General features: G+C 67.2%; 18 protein-coding genes. 7 read left to right on the forward strand and 11 right to left on the reverse strand.

Annotated features, from left to right (window positions below):
* Positions 1-135: 135 nt before the first annotated feature.
* Together C3E99_RS20270 and C3E99_RS03145 are read right to left on the reverse strand one after the other, a co-directional pair.
* Positions 136-873 carry a phasin family protein gene (locus C3E99_RS20270; protein WP_104959390.1) on the reverse strand — a complete coding sequence of 246 codons (738 nt, stop codon included), beginning with the start codon at positions 871-873 and terminating at the stop codon, positions 136-138.
* A 122-nt stretch (positions 874-995) separates the two neighbouring features.
* Positions 996-2,807: a PHA/PHB synthase family protein gene (locus tag C3E99_RS03145; protein ID WP_076074366.1), complete on the reverse strand. Its 1,812-nt coding sequence runs from the start codon at positions 2,805-2,807 to the stop codon at positions 996-998.
* Positions 2,808-2,922: 115 nt separating this feature from the next.
* Between C3E99_RS03145 and C3E99_RS03150 the strand changes: the two genes are divergently transcribed.
* The 3 genes from C3E99_RS03150 to C3E99_RS03160 all read left to right on the forward strand — a co-directional run bounded on the left by C3E99_RS03150 (position 2,923) and on the right by C3E99_RS03160 (position 6,599).
* Complete coding sequence (locus tag C3E99_RS03150; RefSeq protein ID WP_067113702.1) at positions 2,923-4,137, forward strand: LL-diaminopimelate aminotransferase; 1,215 nt, start codon at positions 2,923-2,925, stop codon at positions 4,135-4,137.
* A 76-nt stretch (positions 4,138-4,213) separates the two neighbouring features.
* Complete coding sequence (locus tag C3E99_RS03155) at positions 4,214-4,693, forward strand: DUF2721 domain-containing protein (RefSeq protein WP_067113704.1); 480 nt, start codon at positions 4,214-4,216, stop codon at positions 4,691-4,693.
* 592 nt (positions 4,694-5,285) lie between these two features.
* Positions 5,286-6,599, forward strand: a complete 1,314-nt coding sequence (locus C3E99_RS03160) for a spinster family MFS transporter (RefSeq protein ID WP_076074369.1) — start codon at positions 5,286-5,288, stop codon at positions 6,597-6,599.
* Here C3E99_RS03160 and C3E99_RS03165 read toward each other — a convergent pair.
* Positions 6,596-7,186 (reverse strand): NADPH-dependent FMN reductase, encoded by a 591-nt coding sequence (locus C3E99_RS03165; protein WP_067113033.1) that lies wholly within the window; start codon positions 7,184-7,186, stop codon positions 6,596-6,598. The two genes, C3E99_RS03160 and C3E99_RS03165, sit on opposite strands and share 4 nt — an antisense overlap.
* A gap of 96 nt (positions 7,187-7,282) precedes the next feature.
* On the opposite strand from C3E99_RS03165, the gene C3E99_RS03170 reads away from it, so the two are divergent.
* Positions 7,283-8,167, forward strand: a complete 885-nt coding sequence (locus C3E99_RS03170) for a haloalkane dehalogenase (protein ID WP_076074371.1) — start codon at positions 7,283-7,285, stop codon at positions 8,165-8,167.
* Here C3E99_RS03170 and C3E99_RS03175 read toward each other — a convergent pair.
* From C3E99_RS03175 to C3E99_RS03195, 5 genes are all read right to left on the reverse strand, one after another.
* Positions 8,164-8,766: a ferric reductase-like transmembrane domain-containing protein gene (locus C3E99_RS03175; RefSeq protein ID WP_067113037.1), complete on the reverse strand. Its 603-nt coding sequence runs from the start codon at positions 8,764-8,766 to the stop codon at positions 8,164-8,166. The genes C3E99_RS03170 and C3E99_RS03175 overlap by 4 nt on opposite strands.
* A 46-nt stretch (positions 8,767-8,812) precedes the next feature.
* Positions 8,813-10,102, reverse strand: a complete 1,290-nt coding sequence (locus tag C3E99_RS03180; RefSeq protein WP_067113039.1) for an adenylosuccinate synthase — start codon at positions 10,100-10,102, stop codon at positions 8,813-8,815.
* Between the two features lie 247 nt (positions 10,103-10,349).
* Positions 10,350-11,465, reverse strand: coding sequence for an ATP phosphoribosyltransferase regulatory subunit (locus C3E99_RS03185; RefSeq protein ID WP_076074374.1), 1,116 nt, complete (start codon positions 11,463-11,465; stop codon positions 10,350-10,352).
* A 147-nt stretch (positions 11,466-11,612) separates the two neighbouring features.
* Positions 11,613-13,199 (reverse strand): phosphoglycerate dehydrogenase, encoded by a 1,587-nt coding sequence (serA, locus tag C3E99_RS03190; RefSeq protein WP_076077632.1) that lies wholly within the window; start codon positions 13,197-13,199, stop codon positions 11,613-11,615.
* Between the two features lie 120 nt (positions 13,200-13,319).
* Entirely contained in the window at positions 13,320-14,447 is a 1,128-nt protein-coding gene (locus C3E99_RS03195; protein ID WP_076074376.1) for a phosphoserine transaminase, read from the reverse strand.
* A gap of 254 nt (positions 14,448-14,701) precedes the next feature.
* Here C3E99_RS03195 and C3E99_RS03200 point away from each other — a divergent pair, with 254 nt between their 5' ends.
* Positions 14,702-15,373, forward strand: coding sequence for an extensin family protein (locus C3E99_RS03200; RefSeq protein WP_234002577.1), 672 nt, complete (start codon positions 14,702-14,704; stop codon positions 15,371-15,373).
* A gap of 37 nt (positions 15,374-15,410) precedes the next feature.
* Entirely contained in the window at positions 15,411-16,283 is an 873-nt protein-coding gene (locus C3E99_RS03205) for an LOG family protein (protein WP_076074379.1), read from the forward strand.
* Positions 16,284-16,350: 67 nt separating this feature from the next.
* Here C3E99_RS03205 and C3E99_RS03210 read toward each other — a convergent pair whose 3' ends face one another.
* Together C3E99_RS03210 and C3E99_RS03215 are read right to left on the reverse strand one after the other, a co-directional pair.
* A complete protein-coding gene (locus C3E99_RS03210) occupies positions 16,351-16,800 on the reverse strand; it encodes a c-type cytochrome (RefSeq protein ID WP_076074381.1) in 450 nt (149 codons plus the stop codon).
* Positions 16,800-17,450 (reverse strand): c-type cytochrome, encoded by a 651-nt coding sequence (locus C3E99_RS03215; protein WP_067181810.1) that lies wholly within the window; start codon positions 17,448-17,450, stop codon positions 16,800-16,802. The genes C3E99_RS03210 and C3E99_RS03215 overlap by 1 nt, the downstream gene beginning before the upstream one ends.
* 168 nt (positions 17,451-17,618) lie before the next feature.
* Between C3E99_RS03215 and C3E99_RS03220 the strand changes: the two genes are divergently transcribed.
* Positions 17,619-18,509, forward strand: coding sequence for a prephenate dehydratase (locus C3E99_RS03220; RefSeq protein ID WP_067110357.1), 891 nt, complete (start codon positions 17,619-17,621; stop codon positions 18,507-18,509).
* Positions 18,510-18,533: 24 nt separating this feature from the next.
* Here C3E99_RS03220 and C3E99_RS03225 read toward each other — a convergent pair whose 3' ends face one another.
* Positions 18,534-19,211 carry a CDP-alcohol phosphatidyltransferase family protein gene (locus C3E99_RS03225; RefSeq protein ID WP_076074384.1) on the reverse strand — a complete coding sequence of 226 codons (678 nt, stop codon included), beginning with the start codon at positions 19,209-19,211 and terminating at the stop codon, positions 18,534-18,536.
* Positions 19,212-19,264: the final 53 nt, after the last annotated feature.

Here is a 19,264-nt window from a genome sequence, read left to right on the forward strand (position 1 = left end):
TAATTCGCCGCGCCGCAAGGGCCGGCGAAAGCAAGAACCGCCCGCTTCCGAAAAGGAAGCGAGCGGTCTTGGGAGTGTCGGCGCGGGCGGGGAGAGGAGGGGGAGTGCCCGCACCAACCGGGAAGAAAAAGGCCCTTAGGCTGCCTTCATCTTCGAGCTGATGACCGAAACGCGGTTCGAGATCGGCGCAAAGCTGTCGTTCGCCAGCTTGACGACCAGCTCGCTGGTCTTCGAGGTCTGCGCGACGGCGGCGTCGAACGCCTTCTTGCTGTTCTCGGCATAGAGCTTCAGGAACTCGGCCGGCGACTTGACGGTGGTGTAGCCCTTCAGCGCGGCGGTGGTGTCCTCGAAGCTCTTGCGGGCGAAGGCAACGCCTTCCTGGCCCAGCGTTTCGAAGCCCTTGGCCGCGATCTTGCCCGATTCGACGATCGCTTCGATGTTCGCCTTGTTGAACTCGGCGGCCTCTTCGGCGATCTTGCCCGACTTCGCCATCGCATCCTTGGCGCGCTGGTTGAAATCGGCGGTCAGGGTCTCGACGCGGGTCTTGGCTTCGTCGGCGAACTTCTTGACGGTGTCGTTCATGGTCTTGAATCCTTTGGTGGCGGCGGCGACCGGCTTCGGCGCGGCCTTGGGGGCGGTCTTCCTGGCAGCCGCCTTCTTGGGGGCGACCTTCTTGACGGCCGGCTTCGCGGCCTTCTTTTGGACCGGCTTGGCCTTCGCCTTCACGGTCGGGGTCTTGGGCGCTTCGGCCTTCGCGGGCGCCGGGGCGGCGTCTGCGGTCACGGCCGGGGCAACCGGAGTCGCCGGCTTGGCGGCGGTTTCCAGCGTCGCGGCTTCGAAAGCCTTTTCAGCACTGTCCATCTTGGTAGCCATCGAAACAACTCCTTTATGTTGCAGTGCACAATATAGGAGGGAGTCGTCGATTTCAAGAGATTTTTTGTGCGCTGCACAAAAAATTCGTGGCGCCTGTCGGGGGCCGCTATATTCGCGCGATATTACCGCTGCTTGACATAGCGGCCGGGGGCATCCTCGATCGCCTTTTTCTTGCCCTTGCCGGGGATGCGCGCGCCCTTGGCGGCCGTTTTCTTGCCGTCCTGCGCCGAGATCCAGCCGATCCAGTGCGGCCACCAGCTTCCCTTGGTCTCGGTCGCGCCGGCCTCGAACTCGGCGAGCGATTTGGCGTCGTTGTCGCCGGTCCAATATTGATATTTGTGCGCCGCAGGCGGGTTGACGACGCCCGCGATATGCCCCGATCCGGCGAGCACGAAGGTCCTGGGACCCGACAGATGGTCCATCAGCCGCCAGACGCTGGCGAGCGGCGCGATATGATCCTCCCGTCCCGCCTGGATATAGGCGGGGGTCTCTATCTTGCGGAGGTCGACGGGCGTGCCGCACACCGACAGGCTGCCGGGAAGGACGAGGCGGTTGTCGCGATAGAGATCGACCAGATATTGCCGGTGCCACTTCGCGGGCAGGTTGGTCGTGTCGCCGTTCCAGTAGAGCAGGTCGAAGGGCGGATAGTCGTTGCCGAGCAGATAATTGTTGACGACATAGTTCCAGATCAGGTCGCGGCCGCGCAGGCTGTTGAAGGTCGCCGCCATGTAGCGCCCATCGAGGAAGCCCGGCGCCGACAACTGCTGGAGCAGCGCGAGATAGCTATCGTCGACGAACAGCTTGAGGTCGCCCGCGAGCTCAAAATCGACCTGCGCGGTGAAAAAGGTCACCGACCTGACCTTGTCCGCCTCGCCCCGCGCCGCGAGCATCGCCAGCGTCGCGGCGAGCGTCGTCCCGGCGACGCAATAGCCGATCGTATGGACGTGCGGCACGCCGAGCAGGTCGCGCACCGTGTCGATCGCATCGACCTGCGCCGCGACATAATCGTCCCACACCACGTCCTTCATCGAGGCGTCGGCCGATTTCCACGACACCATGAACACCGACAATCCCTGATCGACAGCCCAGCGCACGAAGCTTTTCTGCGGGTTGAGGTCGAGGATGTAGAAGCGGTTGATCCATGGCGGGAAGATGACGAGCGGGACGGTGAAGACCTCCGCGGTCGTCGGGGCATAATGGATGAGCTGGTAGAGTTCGGTTTCGTGGATGACCCTGCCGGGAGTCGTCGCGATATTGACCCCGACCTCGAACGCGTCGGTATCGACATGGCTCAATTGCCCGCGCGCGAGGTCCGCGAGCATGTGCTTCAGCCCCTTGAGCAGGCTTTCGCCGCGCGTCTCGACCGCGCGCTTGATGACCTCGGGATTGGTGATCGCAAGGTTGGTCGGCGACAGCGCCTCGGCGGTCGCCTTCGCCGCGAACTCCAGCTTCGCGCGCGCTTCGGGGTCGAGGCCCGAAAGCTGGCGGGTGGTGGCGAGCATCTGGTCGGATAGCAGGCCGTAGGTCTGGCGAATCAGCGCGAACACCGGGTTCTGTGTCCAGTCGGGATCGGTAAAGCGCCGGTCCTTCGGTGCGTCGGCCGGTGCCGCGGGCGCAAAGGGCGGTTGCAGCGTCGCGAGCGACGACCAGAACTGCACCCCCTGTTCCCACATCCTGGCGCTCTGTTCGGCCCACATCTGCGCCGCGGGGTTTGCCAGCCAGGTGGCGGGGTCGAACGGCGACGCCGCGCCCGCGCTTCCATCCTTGTCGGTCTGCCTGTCAGCCCCGGCCTGCCCCATCGCATGGTCGAGCATCATCTGCTGCGCGCGGGCCATCACGCTCGCCCAATGCTGCATGTCGTCGGGGGAGGGGATGAAGGGGTTCGGCGTCGTGCCGTTGTCGTCCCCGCCCGTATTGCCGCCCGCGTCGCTCATGCTCGTTCCTGCTGGTCAGTGCCGATATTATGCCTATAACAAGCCGCGATGCGGCTGGCGAGATTGCCGCTCGCGTCAAGGCCGAACTTAACGAAAAGGAGTTGTTCCAGTTCCCATGTCCGAGGATGAATTCTATCGCATCAAGCGCTTGCCGCCCTATGTCATCGCCGAAGTCAACGCGATGCGAGCGGCAGCACGCGCGGCGGGCGAGGACATCATCGATCTGGGGATGGGCAACCCCGACCTGCCGCCGCCGCAGCACGTCATCGACAAGCTGTGCGAGGTCGCGCAGAAACCGGACGCTCACGGCTATTCGCAGTCGAAGGGGATTCCGGGGCTGCGCCGCGCGCAGGCCAATTATTATGCGCGCCGCTTCAACGTCGAACTCGACCCCGAAAGCGAGGTCGTGGTGACGATGGGGTCGAAGGAAGGGCTCGCGAGCCTCGCCACCGCGATCACCGGGCCCGGCGACGTCGTGCTCGCGCCGAACCCCAGCTATCCGATCCACACCTTCGGCTTCATCATCGCCGGGGCGACGATCCGCAGCGTGCCGACGACCCCCGACGAGAATTACTGGCGGGCGCTCGACCGCGCGATGGCCTTCACCGTGCCGCGTCCGTCGATCCTGGTCGTCAACTACCCGTCGAACCCGACGGCCGAAGCGGTCGACCTCGCCTTCTACGAACGGCTCGTCGCCTGGGCGAAGGAAAACAAGGTCTGGGTGCTCAGCGACCTCGCCTATTCGGAGCTGTATTACGACGGCAACCCGACGCCCTCGATCCTTCAGGTGCCGGGGGCGAAGGATGTCGCGATCGAATTCACCTCGATGTCCAAGACATACTCGATGGCGGGCTGGCGTATGGGGTTCGCGGTCGGCAACAAGCGGCTGATCGCGGCGATGACGCGCGTCAAATCCTATCTCGACTATGGCGCCTTCACGCCGATCCAGGCAGCCGCCTGCGCGGCGCTCAACGGCCCGCAGGACATCGTCGCGCGCAACCGCGACCTGTATCAGAAGCGCCGCGACGTGATGGTCGAAAGCTTCGGCCGCGCGGGTTGGGAGATTCCCAGTCCGCCGGCATCGATGTTCGCCTGGGCGCCGCTGCCCCCCGCGCTGCGGGACATGGGCAGCCTCGAATTCTCGAAACAGCTTCTGACCCACGCCAAGGTCGCGGTCGCGCCGGGCGTCGGCTATGGCGAGGACGGCGAGGGCTTCGTCCGCATCGCGATGGTCGAGAATGAGCAGCGCATCCGGCAGGCGGCGCGCAACATCCGCAAGTTCCTGCAGATGCACGGCGTCAATACGCCGTCGGTTGCGGCGGGCGGCTGACCGGTGACCGGGCGGGCGGGTCGCGGCCCATGAACGGACGGGACTACCGGTTCGCGGCGGAGCGGCCGGCTTGACGATGGCGGCGGACGCGAGCGCGATTGCGCAGACGATCCAGTTGTCGGTGACGCCGGTATTCCTGCTGGTGGCGACCGGCAGCCTGCTCAACGTGCTCGCGGGCCGGCTGTCGCGCGTCGTCGACCGTTCGCGGGTGCTGATGGCGCGCTGGCCGGAAACCGAGGGTGATGAGCATGCGCGCGTCGTCGCCGAACTGCGCGCCGCCGACCGCCGGATGCGGGTCATCAACAATTCGATCCTCGCCGCCGTCGCCTGCGGCATCGTCGTCTGCCTGCTCGTCGCGCTGCTGTTCACCCAGGCGTTCACCGGCCTGAACCTGGGGGTCGCGGCGTCGTGGGCCTTTGCGCTGGCGATGCTGCTGCTGCTCGCGTCGCTGCTGCTGTTCCTCCTCGAGGTGCGCCTTGCCATTCGGGCCATTCAGGTGCCGATGGATTTGCTCGAGGGCGAGGAAGCCGGGTGGCTGCGCCGGTCGCGGCGCTAGACCGTGATGACATCGAATGGAATCGTCATTGCGAGCGGCGGAGCCGCGCGGCAATCCAGAGTGTGCGGTAACCGCTCTGGATTGCTTCCCCCGGATCAGGTCCGGGGTCGCAATGACGAAGTGGGTCAATCTAAAGTCATCAGAGTCTTGAGCGCCGTGTCCTAAGTCCGAACCCTTTGCCCTGAGCCTATCGAAGGGCTTGTTCTTTCCTTTGGCGCCGCAAGAAGAAGCACGGTGCTTCGACAAGCTCAGCACAAACGGACGAGCGGTTCGGATTTAGTACTCGCTGCTCCGGCACTTTTCATGCCGGTTCGGGCGGCGCCCCGGGGCCAGCGAAATTTTCGGCGCATCTCCGTCGATACATGGAGCGGTTCCGGTTCCCCGGCGACAGATGGCCATGCCCGATGGCGCCGCCTCGTCTGGACCCCGGCTTTGGCCGGGGAGCGGATATGGCGGATGAAGCATCCCCATTTTTTTTTGCTGCACGCGGGCCCGGTCGCCGTAACGGCAAAGCCGGCGCGGTCTTTCGCACCGCTTTCAGCGCCATTGACACGCTCGTTTGGCCTCTGCACCCATGGCGGCGGAGAGACGAATGAACGATAAATCTGCCCTTGCACCGGGGCTCGGGTCGCCGCCCACGGACGGCATGGGCACGGGGACGCGCGCGACGCTGTGGCTCCTGCTGATCGTCTATATCTTCAATTTCCTCGACCGGCAGATCGTCAACATCCTTGCCGAACCGATCAAGGGCGACCTCGGCTTGACCGATACCGAACTCGGGCTGCTCGCCGGCCCGGCCTTCGCGGTCTTCTATGCGCTGCTCGGCATCCCGATCGCGCGCCATGCCGACAAAGCCGGGACGAACCGCGTCCGGCTGATCGCGCTGGCGCTCGCCATCTGGTCGGTGATGACTGCGGTGTGCGGGCTAGCGCAGAATTTCGTGCAGCTTCTCCTCGCGCGGATCGGCGTCGGCGTCGGCGAGGCGGGCTGCACCCCGGCGGCGCATTCGCTGATCACCGACAGCGTGCCGGCGGCGAAGCGTTCGTCGGCGATCGCCTTCTACGGCCTCGGCGTCCCGGTCGGCTCGCTGCTCGGATTGATCCTCGGCGGCGTGGTCAACGACCTTTATGGCTGGCGCATCGCGCTGATGCTCGTGGGCCTGCCGGGATTGATCCTCGCGCTCGTCGTGCTCTTCGTCATGCGCGAGCCGCGCCATCACCGCGTCGCGGAGGCGACCGCCGCTTCCGCGACCGCGGCGCTTCCCGCAAGCGCGGCGCTCAGGGAGGTCTTCGCCTCGCGCGCCTTCGTCTACATCCTGATCGCGGCGTCGGTGACGGCCTTCCTCGGCTATGGCAAGGCGTTGTGGACGATCAGCTTCTTCATCCGCAGCCACGGCCTGTCGACGACCGAAGCGGGGCTGTCGATGGCCGTGGTGCTGGGACTGGCGGCGGCGTTCGGCACCTGGCTGGGCGGCAAGGCGGCGGACGTCTTCGGCCGGCGCGACAAGCGGCATATCCTGACCTTTCCGGCCTATGGCATGGCGATCGTCGCGCCGCTGCTGTTCCTCGGCTATTATATGGAGGACTGGCGGGTCGCGATGGCGCTGCTGATCGTGCCCAGCATCGTCAATTCGGCCTATTACGGCCCCGCCTACGCCTGTGTGCAGGGACTGGTGCGGCCGCAGGCGCGCGCGGTCGCGGCGTCGATCATGCTGTTCGGGCAGAATCTGATCGGGCTCGGGTTCGGGCCCTTCCTGTTCGGCGTCCTGTCCGATGCATTGGTGCCGAGCGTCGGCGGGGAAAGCGTGCGCTATGTCCTGTACGGCGCCGCGTGGCTGGGGTTGATCCCCGCCTTCTTCTTCTGGCGCGCCAGCCTGCGCCTGACGGCGGAGCTCAAGACGGGTTAGAAGGGCGGACGCTCGGCGGCGCGCTGCGCTTTCGCCGCGTCGATCCACCAGCACAGATCGTCGGCGAAGCGCGGAAAGGCCTTGATCAGCCGGCCGCCGTCCTCGCCCGCGGGCAGGCCCGCGGTATCGAAGGCGCCGCCGATCCGCGCCAGGCTGAGCGGGGTCGAGGTGACGACCATGCCCATCGCGCCCAGCGTGGTGCGCCACGCCGTCGCGGCGCGGATGCCGGCGAAGGGGCCCGCCGAGTAGGACGCGACCGCGGCCGGACGCCACGCGAACTGCGGCAGATAATGATCGACGAGATTCTTGAGCCCCGGCTGCAGGCCGCCGTTATATTCGCCCGCCACGAAGACGAAGCCGTCGGCGGCCGCGATCCGGTCGGCCAGCGCGGCCATCGCCGCGGGCGCTTCGCCCTCGCGATAGTCGCTGTGCCGCCGGTCGAGCATCGGCAGGTCGACGGCCTTCGCATCGACCAGTTCGGCGCGGTCGCCGCGCGCGGCGAGGGCTTCGACGATCCAGCGGGCGAGCTTGATGCCCTGCCGGTCCTGGCGATAGCTGCCGTAGAAGACGAGGATGACGCGGCTCATGCGCCTCTCGTGCCACGTCTGCCGCCCGAACGGAAGCGGGTTGCGCCTGCCGGGCGCGTGTCTAAGCTGGATCGGGGAGAAGTGGGGGAGAAGGATATGCGCGTATACCGCACGCCGGACGACCGGTTCGCCGGGTTGCCGGACTGGCCCTTTGCGCCGCAATATGTCGAGATCGCGGACGGTCTGCGCGTCCATCATGTCGATGAAGGCGACGCCGCGGCGCAGCCGGTGCTGATGCTCCACGGCGAGCCGACCTGGGGGTATCTGTATCGCAAGATGATCGGTCCGGCGGTCGATGCCGGGTTTCGCGTCGTCGTGCCCGACCTGATCGGCTTTGGCCGGTCCGACAAGCCGCTTGAGGCATCGGCCTACAGCTATGCGCAGCAGGTCGCGTGGATGCGGCAGTGGATCGAGGCACTGGATCTGAAGGACATCATCCTCGCCTGTCAGGACTGGGGTTCGCTGATCGGCCTGCGGCTGGTGGCGGAAATGCCCGAGCGGTTCGCCGGCGTCGCGCTGTCGAACGGCGGCCTGCCGGAAGGGCAGCCGGCGCCGCGCGCCTTTGCCATCTGGCGCGCCTTTTCGCGATACAGCCCGGTCTTTCCGATCGGGCGCATCGTCAATGCCGGGGCGAAGCGGTCGCTGACACCAGAGGAAATCGCCGCCTATGACGCGCCCTTTCCGACGCGCGCGTCGAAGGTTGCGGCGCGTATCTTCCCGTCTTTCGTGCCGCTGGGCGACAATGTCGCGGTGCCCGACCAGAAACGGGCGTGGGCGGCGCTGGAGGCATTCGACAAGCCGTTCCTGTGCTGCTTTGCCGACGGCGATCCGATCACGCGCGGCGGCGATGCGCTGTTCGTCGAGCGCATCCCCGGCGCGCGCGGCATGGCGCACCGTACGCTGCACGGCGGGCATTTCATTCAGGAGAACGACCCGGCGGGCTTCGTCGCCGCGATCCGCGACGTGGCGGCGGCGCGCTAGGCAGTCGCCCTCTTTCGCGCCGGAACGAACCGGACCGCGGCGGCGGCGATCAGCAGTAGCGCCGGCGGGATATACATCGGGGCGATCGCCGCGCGGCCCCCATAGCTGACCATGAAGATCAGCCAGATGTACCAGACGCCGGCCTTGTGCAGCCGCTGCCAGTTCTTTGTGCCGAGCGTCCGCACGGCGCCGTCGAACGAGGTCGCCGCGAGCAGGGCGATGAAGACATAGGCGATTCCCCCGCCGACGAGCGTCGAGATCGGGGGCGGAGGTGTCCGGTCGCCATAGGCGCCGAACAGCCACAGGATGGCGAGCAGGTGGATGAGGTGCGAGAAGGCGAAACCGAGCCCGAGCCAGCGCCGGTTGCGGATCGTCCAGCGTGTTGCCGGCGTCGACCGCAGCCGGAAGAGCGCACCGGCGGTGAAGGCGGCGACGAACAGGAGAAGCGAGGAGCGCGCGCTCGCGCGGATCAGCATGCGCGTGCCGTCGATTCCGCTGCCCGCGATGGCGAGGACGATCGCGCTCATCACGAGCAGCATCGCCATCAGCAGGATCAGCAGCCGCCCGCCTTCGCTCCATCCATCGGTTCGCGTCGCCATAGGCCCCCTCCCGATGGCAGGGTTATAGCGCGTTCGCGCGCGCTTCCTAGTCGCTGAACGGATCGCGGATCAGGATAGTGTCCTCGCGCTCGGGACTGGTCGAGACGAGCGCGATCGGGGTTTCGATCAGTTCCTGCACGCGCTGGATATATTTGATCGCCTGCGCCGGCAGATCGGCGTAGCTGCGCGCGCCCGCGGTCGATTCGGCCCAGCCCTCCATCTCCTCGTAGATCGGTTCCACCGCGGCCTGATCGGCGGCGTGGCTCGGGAAATAGTCGAGGATCTTGCCGTGCAGACGGTATCCGGTGCAGATGCGCACCTTCTCGAACCCGTCGAGCACGTCGAGTTTGGTCAGCGCGATGCCGGTGACGCCCGACACCGCGCAGCTCTGCCGCACCAGCACCGCGTCGAACCAGCCGCAGCGGCGCTTGCGGCCGGTGACGGTGCCGAATTCATGCCCGCGCTCGCCGAGCTGCTGGCCGGTCTCGTCCTCCAGTTCGGTCGGAAAGGGGCCGCTGCCGACGCGCGTCGTATAGGCCTTGGCGATGCCGAGCACGAAACCCACCGCCGAGGGGCCGAGGCCCGAGCCCGCCGCCGCGGTGCCGCTGACGGTGTTCGAACTGGTGACGAAGGGGTAGGTGCCGTGGTCGATGTCGAGCAGCACGCCCTGCGCGCCCTCGAACAGGATGCGCGCGCCCGCCTTGCGCACCTTCTTCAGCCGCTTCCACACCGGCTGCGCATATTCGAGCACGAAGTCGGCGATCTCGGCGAGGTCGGCGAGCAGGCGCTCGCGGTCGATCGGCGGCTCACCGAAGCCCGCGCGCAGCGCGTCGTGGTGCGCGGTCAGGCGGTCGATCTGCGGTTCGAGATGGTCGAGGTGCGCAAGGTCGCAGACGCGGATCGCGCGGCGGCCGACCTTGTCTTCATAGGCGGGACCGATGCCGCGCCCGGTGGTGCCGATCTTCCCCGCGCCCGCCGCCGTCTCGCGCAGCGCGTCGAGGTCGCGGTGAAAGGGCAGGATCAGCGCGCAATTGTCGGCGATGGCGAAATTGTCGGGATTGATCTCGACCCCCTGTCCGCGCAGCTTTGCGATTTCGTCGCGCAGCGCCCACGGATCGAGCACGACGCCGTTGCCGATGATCGACAGCGTGCCGGTGACGATGCCCGAGGGCAGCAGCGACAGCTTGTAGGTCTGGTTGCCGACGACGAGCGTATGGCCGGCGTTATGCCCGCCCTGAAAGCGGACGACCGCGTCGGCCCGATTGGCGAGCCAGTCGACGATCTTGCCCTTGCCCTCGTCGCCCCATTGCGACCCGATGACGGTGACATTTGCCATGATGCTGTCCTGCTGAATGCGGCCCGGTCCGGCCCGGCGCGGGCTTAGCGGATTTGGCCGCAGAGGCAAGGGGCGGGGCGTGGAATATGCGGTGGGTCCGTGCCGGATCCCGGTCGTGCAGGGGAACACCCCCAAGGTCGTTTGTGCTGAGCTTGTCGAAGCACCGTCCTTCTTCTGCGGCGCCTGATAGAAAGAACGGCCCTTCGACAAGCTCAGGGCAAACGGTGCATATTTAAGGCATGATGCTCTATACCGCGACCGGCCCGTCGGGCCCCAGGCTCCACCCGCAACCGAGTCGTCCGGCCTCGTCGGCGTCGGTGAGCGCGGCGATCGTCCGCCAGCCATCGGCGCGCAGGCTGGCGGCGAGCGCCGCGTCGTGGCCCAGCGGCAGGAAGATGCGGCGCTCGGCCTCGTTCGCGGCGCCCAGGCCGTCGTCGATCAGCGGGTCGGGATAGAGCGAAAAGCCGACCGCCGGCTCCTCCTGTTCCTCGCCGAGCGGGATCGCATAGCCGCCGCCGCGGCCGATCGCGTCGCCATGGCCGGGAACGAAGATCTGGAAACCGAACCAGCTTTGATAGGCGAAGCCGTGGCGCTCGGTGGGATCGAGGGTCAGCGCGGCGCGCTGGCGGATCGGCGCGGCGATCGCCTCGAGCGCGTCGAGGCGGCTTGCCAGCGTGCCGTCGCGGTCGAAGGCGCGCAGGTCAGCGAGCGCGCGGTCGAACGGCCCGGTCGCGCGGAGCAGCGGCAGATAGGCCTGGGCGCCGAGACGGACGAGCGCGCCCGCATCCTTGGCGTCGAGCGCGTCGCGCAGATTTTCGCGGTCGGCGGCGACGGGCAACGGACCGCTGGCGAGCAGGTCGACGACGTCTGGGAGGGTGAAGTCGATCGTCGCCGATCCGATCCCCGCCGCGTCGAGCGCGTCGATCGCGACCGAGACGATCTCGCGCGCCGCCGCGACGCTGTCGCTGCCGATCAGTTCGGCGCCGACCTGCAGCATCTCGCGCGCCGGGCGAAGCTGACTCGCGCGCAGCTTCACCACCTGCCCCGCGTAGCAGAGGCGCAGGGGGCGCGGCGCGGCGGCGAGCAGGGAGGTGGCGATGCGCCCGACCTGCCGCGTGATGTCGGGGCGCAGCGCCAGCGTGCGCTGCGACACCGGGTCGGTGAAGCGCAGCAGGTCGCGCGCCGCGCGGGCGTCGTCTCCGCTCAGCGTCTCGCGGAACTCGGCGAGCGGCGGCGCGACGCGGCCGTAACCGTGCGCGCGCATCGCATCGACCAGCGCGCGCGTCACGCGCGACGCCGCCTCCGCCTGGCGCGGCAGGCGGTCGCGGAGGCCTTCGGGAAGCAGAGCGGGGGCCTTGGTCATGGGGCTGGCCTTAGGAGGGTGAAGGCAGGGATTCAACCGACCTCGAAATCCGTTCGTGTCGAGCGTAGTCGAGACACCCCGAAGGGAAGCGTTTCATCGATGGGCATCTCGACTTCGCTCGATGCGAACGGGATTTGAAAAGCTGGCTTAAAACGTCAGTCCCTTCACCGTCTTCACGCCGGGAAGCTGGCAGACCTGCCACAGCAGCGGTTCGGGCATCGGCGAATCGAGGCTGAGCAGCAGCACCGCTTCGCCCCCCGCGGCGCGGCGGCCGAGGTGGAAGGTGCCGATGTTGAGCCCCGCCTCGCCGAGCGCGGTGCCGATGCGGCCGATGAAGCCGGGCGCGTCCTCGTTGACGATATAGAGCATATGGCCGTCGAGGTCGGCCTCGACCTTGATCCCGAACATCTCGACGAGGCGCGGTTCGTTGTTGCCGAACAGCGTGCCCGCGACCGACCGATCGCCCGCCTCGGTCGCCACGGTGACGCGGACGAGCGTCTGGTAATCGCCCTCGCGGTCGTGGCGCACCTCGCGCACGTCCAGCCCGCGCTCGCGCGCGAGGTGGGGGGCGTTGACCATGTTCACGCTGTCCGAATAGCGCCGCATCAGGCCGGTGAGCACCGCGGCGGTGATCGGCTTCATGTTGAGCTCGGCCGCCGCGCCCTCGACCTCGACCGAGATCGTGGTCAGATTGTCGTGCGCGAGCTGGCCGACGAGGCTGCCGAGCTTTTCGGCCAGGCTCATATAGGGGCGCAGCTTGGGCGCTTCCTCGGCCGACAGGCTGGGGACGTTGAGCGCGTTGGTGATGCCGCCGGTCAGCAGATAGTCCGAAATCTGTTCGGCGACCTGGATCGCGACATTGACCTGCGCTTCGTCGGTCGAGGCGCCGAGGTGCGGCGTGCAGATGAAGTTCGGCGTACCGAGCAGCGGATTGTCCGCGGCCGGCGGTTCGGTCGCGAAGACGTCGAGCGCGGCGCCCGCGACATGGCCCGAATCGAGCGCTTCCTTCAACGCCGCCTCGTCGATCAGGCCGCCGCGCGCGCAGTTGATGATGCGCACGCCCGGCTTGGTCTTTGCGATATTCTCTTTCGACAGGATGCCGCGCGTCTGATCGGTCAGCGGCGTGTGCAGCGTGATGAAGTCGGCCTTTGCCAGCAGCGTGTCGAGGTCGACCTTCTCGACGCCCAGTTCGATCGCGCGCTCGGGGGTCAGGAAGGGGTCGAAGGCGACGACCTTCATCCTCAGGCCCAGCGCGCGTTCGGCGACGATGCTGCCGATGTTGCCGCAGCCGATCAGGCCGAGCGTCTTCGACGTGAGTTCGACGCCCATGAAATCATTCTTCGGCCATTTACCCGCCTGTGTCAGCGCATTGGCTTCGGGAATCTGCCGCGCCAGCGCGAACATCATCGCGATCGCATGCTCGGCGGTGGTGATGCTGTTGCCGAAGGGGGTGTTCATCACGACGACGCCCTTCTTCGACGCTTCGGGGATGTCGACATTGTCGACGCCGATCCCGGCGCGGCCGACGACCTTCAGATTGGTTGCGGCGGCGAGGACGTCGGCGGTGACCTTGGTCGCCGAGCGGATCGCGAGGCCGTCGTAATCGCCGATGATCGCGATCAGCTCGTCCCTGGTCTTGCCGGTGATCTCGTCGACCTGGATGCCGCGCTCCTTGAAGATCTGCGCGGCCTTGGGGTCCATTTTGTCGCTGATGAGGACTTTGGGTGTGGTCATTTCGGTGACTTTCAAAAACGCCGTTCGTCCCGAGCCTGTCGAAGGACAGTTCCTCTTTTGGACGTCGGAAGAAAAGGGCGGCCCTTCGACAAGCTCAGGGCCAACGGAAAAGAGGGAGCGTCAGGTCGACAGTTCGGCGTAAGCCCAGTCGAGCCACGGCCCGAGCGCTTCGATGTCGGCGGTGTCGACGGTCGCGCCGCACCAGATGCGCAGGCCCGGCGGGGCATCGCGATAGCCCGCGATGTCATAGGCCGCGCCCTCGGCTTCGAGCAGGCCGGCGAATTTCTTGATGAAATCCGCGTCCGCGCCGGCGACCGACAGGCAGACCGAGGTTTTCGACCGGCTCGCCGGATCGGCTGCGAGGTGGCTCAGCCAGTCGCGGTCCGCGACGATCGCGTCGAGCGCCGCGGCGTTCGCATCGCTGCGCGCCTTCAGGCCGTCGAGCCCGCCGAGCGCCTTTGCCCATTCGAGCGCGAAGATCGCATCCTCGACCGCGAGCATCGACGGGGTGTTAATCGTCTCGCCCTTGAACACGCCCTCGGTCAGCTTGCCGCCCTTCGTCAGGCGGAACACCTTGGGCAGCGGCCATGCGGGGGTGTGGCTTTCGAGCCGCTCGACCGCGCGCGGGCCGAGGATCAGGACGCCGTGCGCGCCTTCGCCGCCCAGCACTTTCTGCCAGCTGAAGGTCGCGACGTCGATCTTGTCCCACGGCAGGTCATAGGCGAACACGGCGCTGGTCGCGTCGGCGAAGCACAGCCCCTGCCGGTCGTCGGCGATCCAGTCGCCGTCCGGCACGCGCACGCCGCTGGTGGTGCCGTTCCAGGTGAACAGCACGTCATTCGACCAGTCGACCTGGTTCAGGTCGGGAAGCTGGCCGTAATCGGCGCGGACGACCGTCGGGTCGAGCTTGAGCTGCTTCGCGGCATCGGTGATCCAACCTTCACCGAAGCTTTCCCAGGCCAGCGCCGTGACCGGCCGCGCGCCCAGCATCGTCCACATCGCCATTTCGAACGCGCCGGTGTCCGATCCGGGGACGATGCCGATGCGGTGCGTGTCGGGCAGGCGCAGCATCTCGCGCATCAGGTCGATGCAAAGGGCGAGACGCGCCTTGCCGATCTTCGCACGATGCGAACGGCCGAGCGATTCAGTAGCGATCTTCTGGGGGGACCAGCCCGGCGGCTTGGCGCAGGGACCGGAAGAGAAAAAGGGGCGCGCAGGCTTGGCCTGCGGTTTACGCACTTCAGTCATGTCAACTCTCCTTACAGAGAGCACGCGCGGCGTTGGGACCGCGTGGCCCGGCGCCGCGTTTAAGGAGGAGGGCGCAACTGTCAAATGATTTGTGCGGGCGGCGGCGATGCGGGGGCTTTCGCCCGCCGATCTCCATCGCCGAGAAAGAGGAGCATCGCATCATTTGCGACGAACCGCGAAGATGGTTTACGGGCTGTTAACCCTTTCGTCGATAATTTGACGGCATGGCGATCCCGACGGTCTTGAAGCCCCGGATGCTCGTTGCGGCCACCGCGGCTTTTGCGCTGTCGGCCTGCTTCGGCGCTCCCGACGTGATGAAGCGGTCCGATGCGAAGCGTCCCGGCGCGACGACGGTCCAGCGCCCGCAGGTCACCGGCGCACCGTCCTTCACCAGCACCGACGCGCAGCAATGCGCCTTCGACCTCAAGCAGGCGGGGGTGCGCTTCACGCCGCTGCCGAACCAGGATCATGGCGGCGGGTGCAGTTCGATCGATTCGGTGAAACTGCTCGACATCGGCACTCCGGTGACGAACCTCGGGCCGATGACCTGTCCGCTCGCGCGCAACTTCGCGGCGTGGGCGCAATATGCGGTGCGCCCCGCGGCGCGGAAATATTTCGGGACCGAGGTCGTGAAGATCGAGACCTATGGCACCTACAGCTGCCGCAACATCTATGGCGGCCGGTCGGGGCGGCTGTCGCAGCACGCCTATTCGAACGCGATTGACGTCGCGGGCTTCGTGCTTGCCGACGGGCGGCGGATCATGCTCGACGGCGGGTGGAAGGGCGACAGGCCGTCGCAGGACTTTCTGCGCGCGCTGCACAAATCGGCATGCCGGCGCTTTGGGACGGTGCTCAGCCCCGACTATAACGCCGCCCATTACAATCATTTCCACCTCGACATGAGCGGCAACGGTTTCTGCCGCTGACTTGGCAAGCGCGGCGCGGGCGGCTAGCTGCGGCGGCATGGCAAAAGACAAGCAACCCCATCGCTCGCGTTTCCACAAGGCCAAGGACGACGCGCAATTCGCCCAGCAGGCGACCACCACGCCGCAGACCGCCAGCGCCGCCTATCGGCTGGCCTTTCAGGACACCGATTTCCTGCTGCGCGAGGATCTGCGCCCGGTCCGTTTCCAGCTCGAACTGCTCAAGCCCGAACTGCTGCTCGACGAGGCGGGGATCGAGTCGACCCTCGTCATCTATGGTTCGGCGCGTATTCCCGAACCCGGTCAGGCCGATGCGCTCGAAACCGCGGCCACCGACGACGTCCAGCGCAACATCGCGCGCCGGCTGAAGGCGAAGGCCAAATATTACGACGAGGCGCGCCAGCTTGCGCGGCTTGCGAGCCAGACGCCGTGCGACGACCGGGGATGCCGGCATTTCGTCGTCTGCTCGGGGGGTGGTCCCTCGATCATGGAGGCGGCGAACCGCGGCGCGGCGGACGAGGGGCGCGAGTCGATCGGGCTCAACATCGTGCTGCCGCACGAGCAGGCCCCCAACCGCTACGTCACCCCGTCGCTGAGCTTCCAGTTCCACTATTTCGCGCTGCGCAAGATGCACTTCCTGCTCCGCGCGCGCGCGGTCGCGGTGTTCCCCGGCGGCTTCGGCACCTTCGACGAGATGTTCGAACTGCTGACGCTGATCCAGACGGGCAAGATCAAGCCGATTCCCGTGCTGTTGTTCGGCAAGAGCTTCTGGAACCGGGTCGTCGATTTCGAGGCGCTGGTGGAGGAAGGCGTGATCAGCGCCCGCGACCTCGACCTCTTCGCCTTCGTCGAGACGGCGGACGAGGCGTGGCGCATCATCCGGGATTTCTACGCGAACGACGATCATCATTGACCGCCGTCGCTCCGGCGAAAGCCGGGGCTGCGAGCAGCCCGGACAGATGGAAATCGCCCGGCCGGCGCTATTCCGACTGCGCCGCCAGATAGAGGATCAGCGCCTTGCGTTCGGCGGCGTCGGGGATGCCGGCAAAGGCCATGCGGGTGCCGGGGAGATTCTTCATCGGCGCGGCCAGATAGGCGTCGAGCGCGGCTTCGTCCCAGACGCCGCCTCTGGCCTTCATCGCGCCCGAATAGGAGAAGCCGGGGTGCGAGGCGACCGCGCGGCCGACGATGCCGTGCAGGTTCGGACCGACCCCGTTGCGCCCGTCCTTGTCGATCGTGTGGCAGGCGACGCAGCGCTTGAACAGCGGCTCGCCCATCGCCGCGGTCGGTTCTACCGCAGCCGCAGGCTCAGCCGGTTCTGCCGGTGTCGCGGATTCCGACGCCGGATCGTCCGTGGAGGCGGGCTGGTCCGGCTGTCCGCAGCTGGCGAGCGCGAAGGCGACCGCCAGCAAGGCGGGCGCGCGGCGCATCACTTTTTCGCTTCGGCCGGTGCAGGTGCGGCCGCATCGGCGGGCGCGGCAGCCGCGTCACCTGCCGCGGGCGCGGCGCCCTCTGCCGGGGCTTCGCCTTCGGCGGCGGCGTCTTCAGCCGGCGCGGCTTCGGGCGCGGGCAGCGGCAGGTTGGACCCCATGCTGTTCATATAGACGATCAGGTTGGCGCGATCCTCGGGGTTCGACAGGCCGGCGAACGACATCTTCGTGCCCGGGGCATATTTGCGCGGGCTCGTCACCCACTTGTCCATGCCTTCGAAATCCCAGTTGCCCGGGACGCTCTTCAGCGCATCCGAATAGGCGAAGCCGGGAACGTGGCCGTGCGGCTTGCCCAGCGCGCCCCACAGGTTCGGGCCGATGCCGTTGGCGCCGCCCGAGTTGATCGTGTGGCAGGCGGCGCACTTCGCGAACACCGCCTCGCCCTTTGCCGGATCGGCGGCGGCGAGCAGGTTGGCGAGCGGCACGGCCGATTCGGCGGCACCCCCGCCACCTTCGGCGTCCTCGATCGGATAGCCGGGCTTTTCGGGGTTGTGGCTCGCAAACAGCATCCCGGTCCCGATCGACAGGCCGAGAGCGCAAATACCGGCGAACAATACCCAGCCGGCAATAGTGTTGTTGCGATTGTCCATGCTTGCAGCCCCGTTCGCTGGCGCCCTTGATCAACAGGCGCATGATATGATTGGCCGCTCCCTTACTGGTGCGCGCGCGGCGGCGCAAGGGGATGAAATCGGCGACGCCGCCATTGCGCCGCCGCGGACGGCCCGCTATGCGCCGCGGCGCAGCTGGGGAAGGCAGATATGGGCAGCTATTCGGCGTCGGCGCAGCGACTGGTGGACGAGATGAAGGCGGCGGCGCTGGCCGAGCCCGCGCGCGGCCTGGCGTTTCAGGGCGCCCCCGGCGCGAACAGCGACCTTGCTGCGCGCGAATATGACCCCGACGCGCTGCCCTTGCCCTGCTATGCCTTCGAGGACGCGATCGACGCGGTGCGCGAAGGGCGCGTCGACCGTGCGATCATCCCGATCGAGAACAGCCTGCACGGCCGCGTCGCCGACATCCATTTCCTGCTGCCCGAATCCGGCCTGTCGATCGTCGGCGAGCATTTCCTGCGCATCCGCTATGGGCTGATGAGCCGGGACCTCGGCCCGGTGACGCGCGCGATGAGCCACGAGCAGGCGCTGGGTCAGTGCCGCAAATGGCTGCGCGCGAACCGGATCGACCCGGTGGCGCACAGCGACACCGCCGGGGCCGCCGCCTGGGTCGCCGACAGCGACGAGGTCGGGCTCGCCGCGCTCGCACCGCCGCATGCCGCCGACCTGTACGGCCTGACGCTTCACGCGACGGGACTCGAGGACGCCGATCACAATATGACGCGCTTCGTCGTCCTCGCGCGCACGCCGCGCGATACGCAGCCGCAGGGCGTGCCGCTGATGACGACCTTCGTCTTCGAGGTGAAGAATATCCCCGCCGCGCTCTACAAGGCGCTCGGCGGCTTCGCGACCAACGGCGTCAACATGACCAAGCTCGAAAGCTATCAACTCGGCGGCAGTTTCGCGGCGACCAAATTCTATGCCGACATCGTCGGGGCGCCGGGCGAGGAAGCCGTCGACCGCGCGCTGGAGGAACTCGATTTCCAGACCAAGTCGGTGAGCCTGCTCGGCACCTATCCGATGGCGCGCGTGCGCGGATAGCGCGCCGCTGGAACCGACCGGCGCCTAGCCGCCGCGATGGCGGAGCATCCGTGCGGTCGTGAAGCTCTGGACGACGAACAGCGTCACCAGGATGCTCGCGACGAACAGGCCGAACAGGTCGAATGCCGAAAAATCGGTGCCCGCCACCATGTCGGGGCCGACGAGCGGCATCGCCGCGGTCATCGCCATCAGCATCAGCCGCAGCTCGGTAGGGCCGCCCGCGAGATAGGAGAGGCGGAATTCGCCGATGATCTTCGCCGCCAGAAAGGTGTGGATCGACAGCATGAAATAGCCGGTGACGGCGAGCAGCGCGACTTCGAAGCGCATGTGCGGGCCAAGCCCCAAGGCGCCGATCATCAGGAAGGTCGCCATCGCGTCGACGCTGTGATCGACGAAATAGCCGTAGGCGGGGCGCTCGATCCGCCGCCAGCGCGCCAGGCTGCCGTCGAGCGAGTCGCCGAACCAGTTGACGACATAGCCGGCGAGCGACAGGCCGAGCCATTCATTGTCGAGCCAGCTCAGCATGTAACCCGCGGCGACCATCAGCGCGCCGACGAAACCGAGCAGGGTGAGCTGATCGGGCGTCACCCAGGCGGGCAGGCGCGCGCACAGCCAGTTCAGAAGGCGGCGCTCGCTGCGCGCCAGGATATTGTGCTGGATACGCGTCGGGGCCTTCATCTCGGCGCTCGGGATACCGGACATGTCTGCCTTTCGTTTCTGGCTGTCACATCTGCGTCAGCCAGACGTCACCGAAC

Source organism: Sphingopyxis sp. MG (assembly GCF_002953155.1).
GTDB lineage: Bacteria > Pseudomonadota > Alphaproteobacteria > Sphingomonadales > Sphingomonadaceae > Sphingopyxis > Sphingopyxis granuli.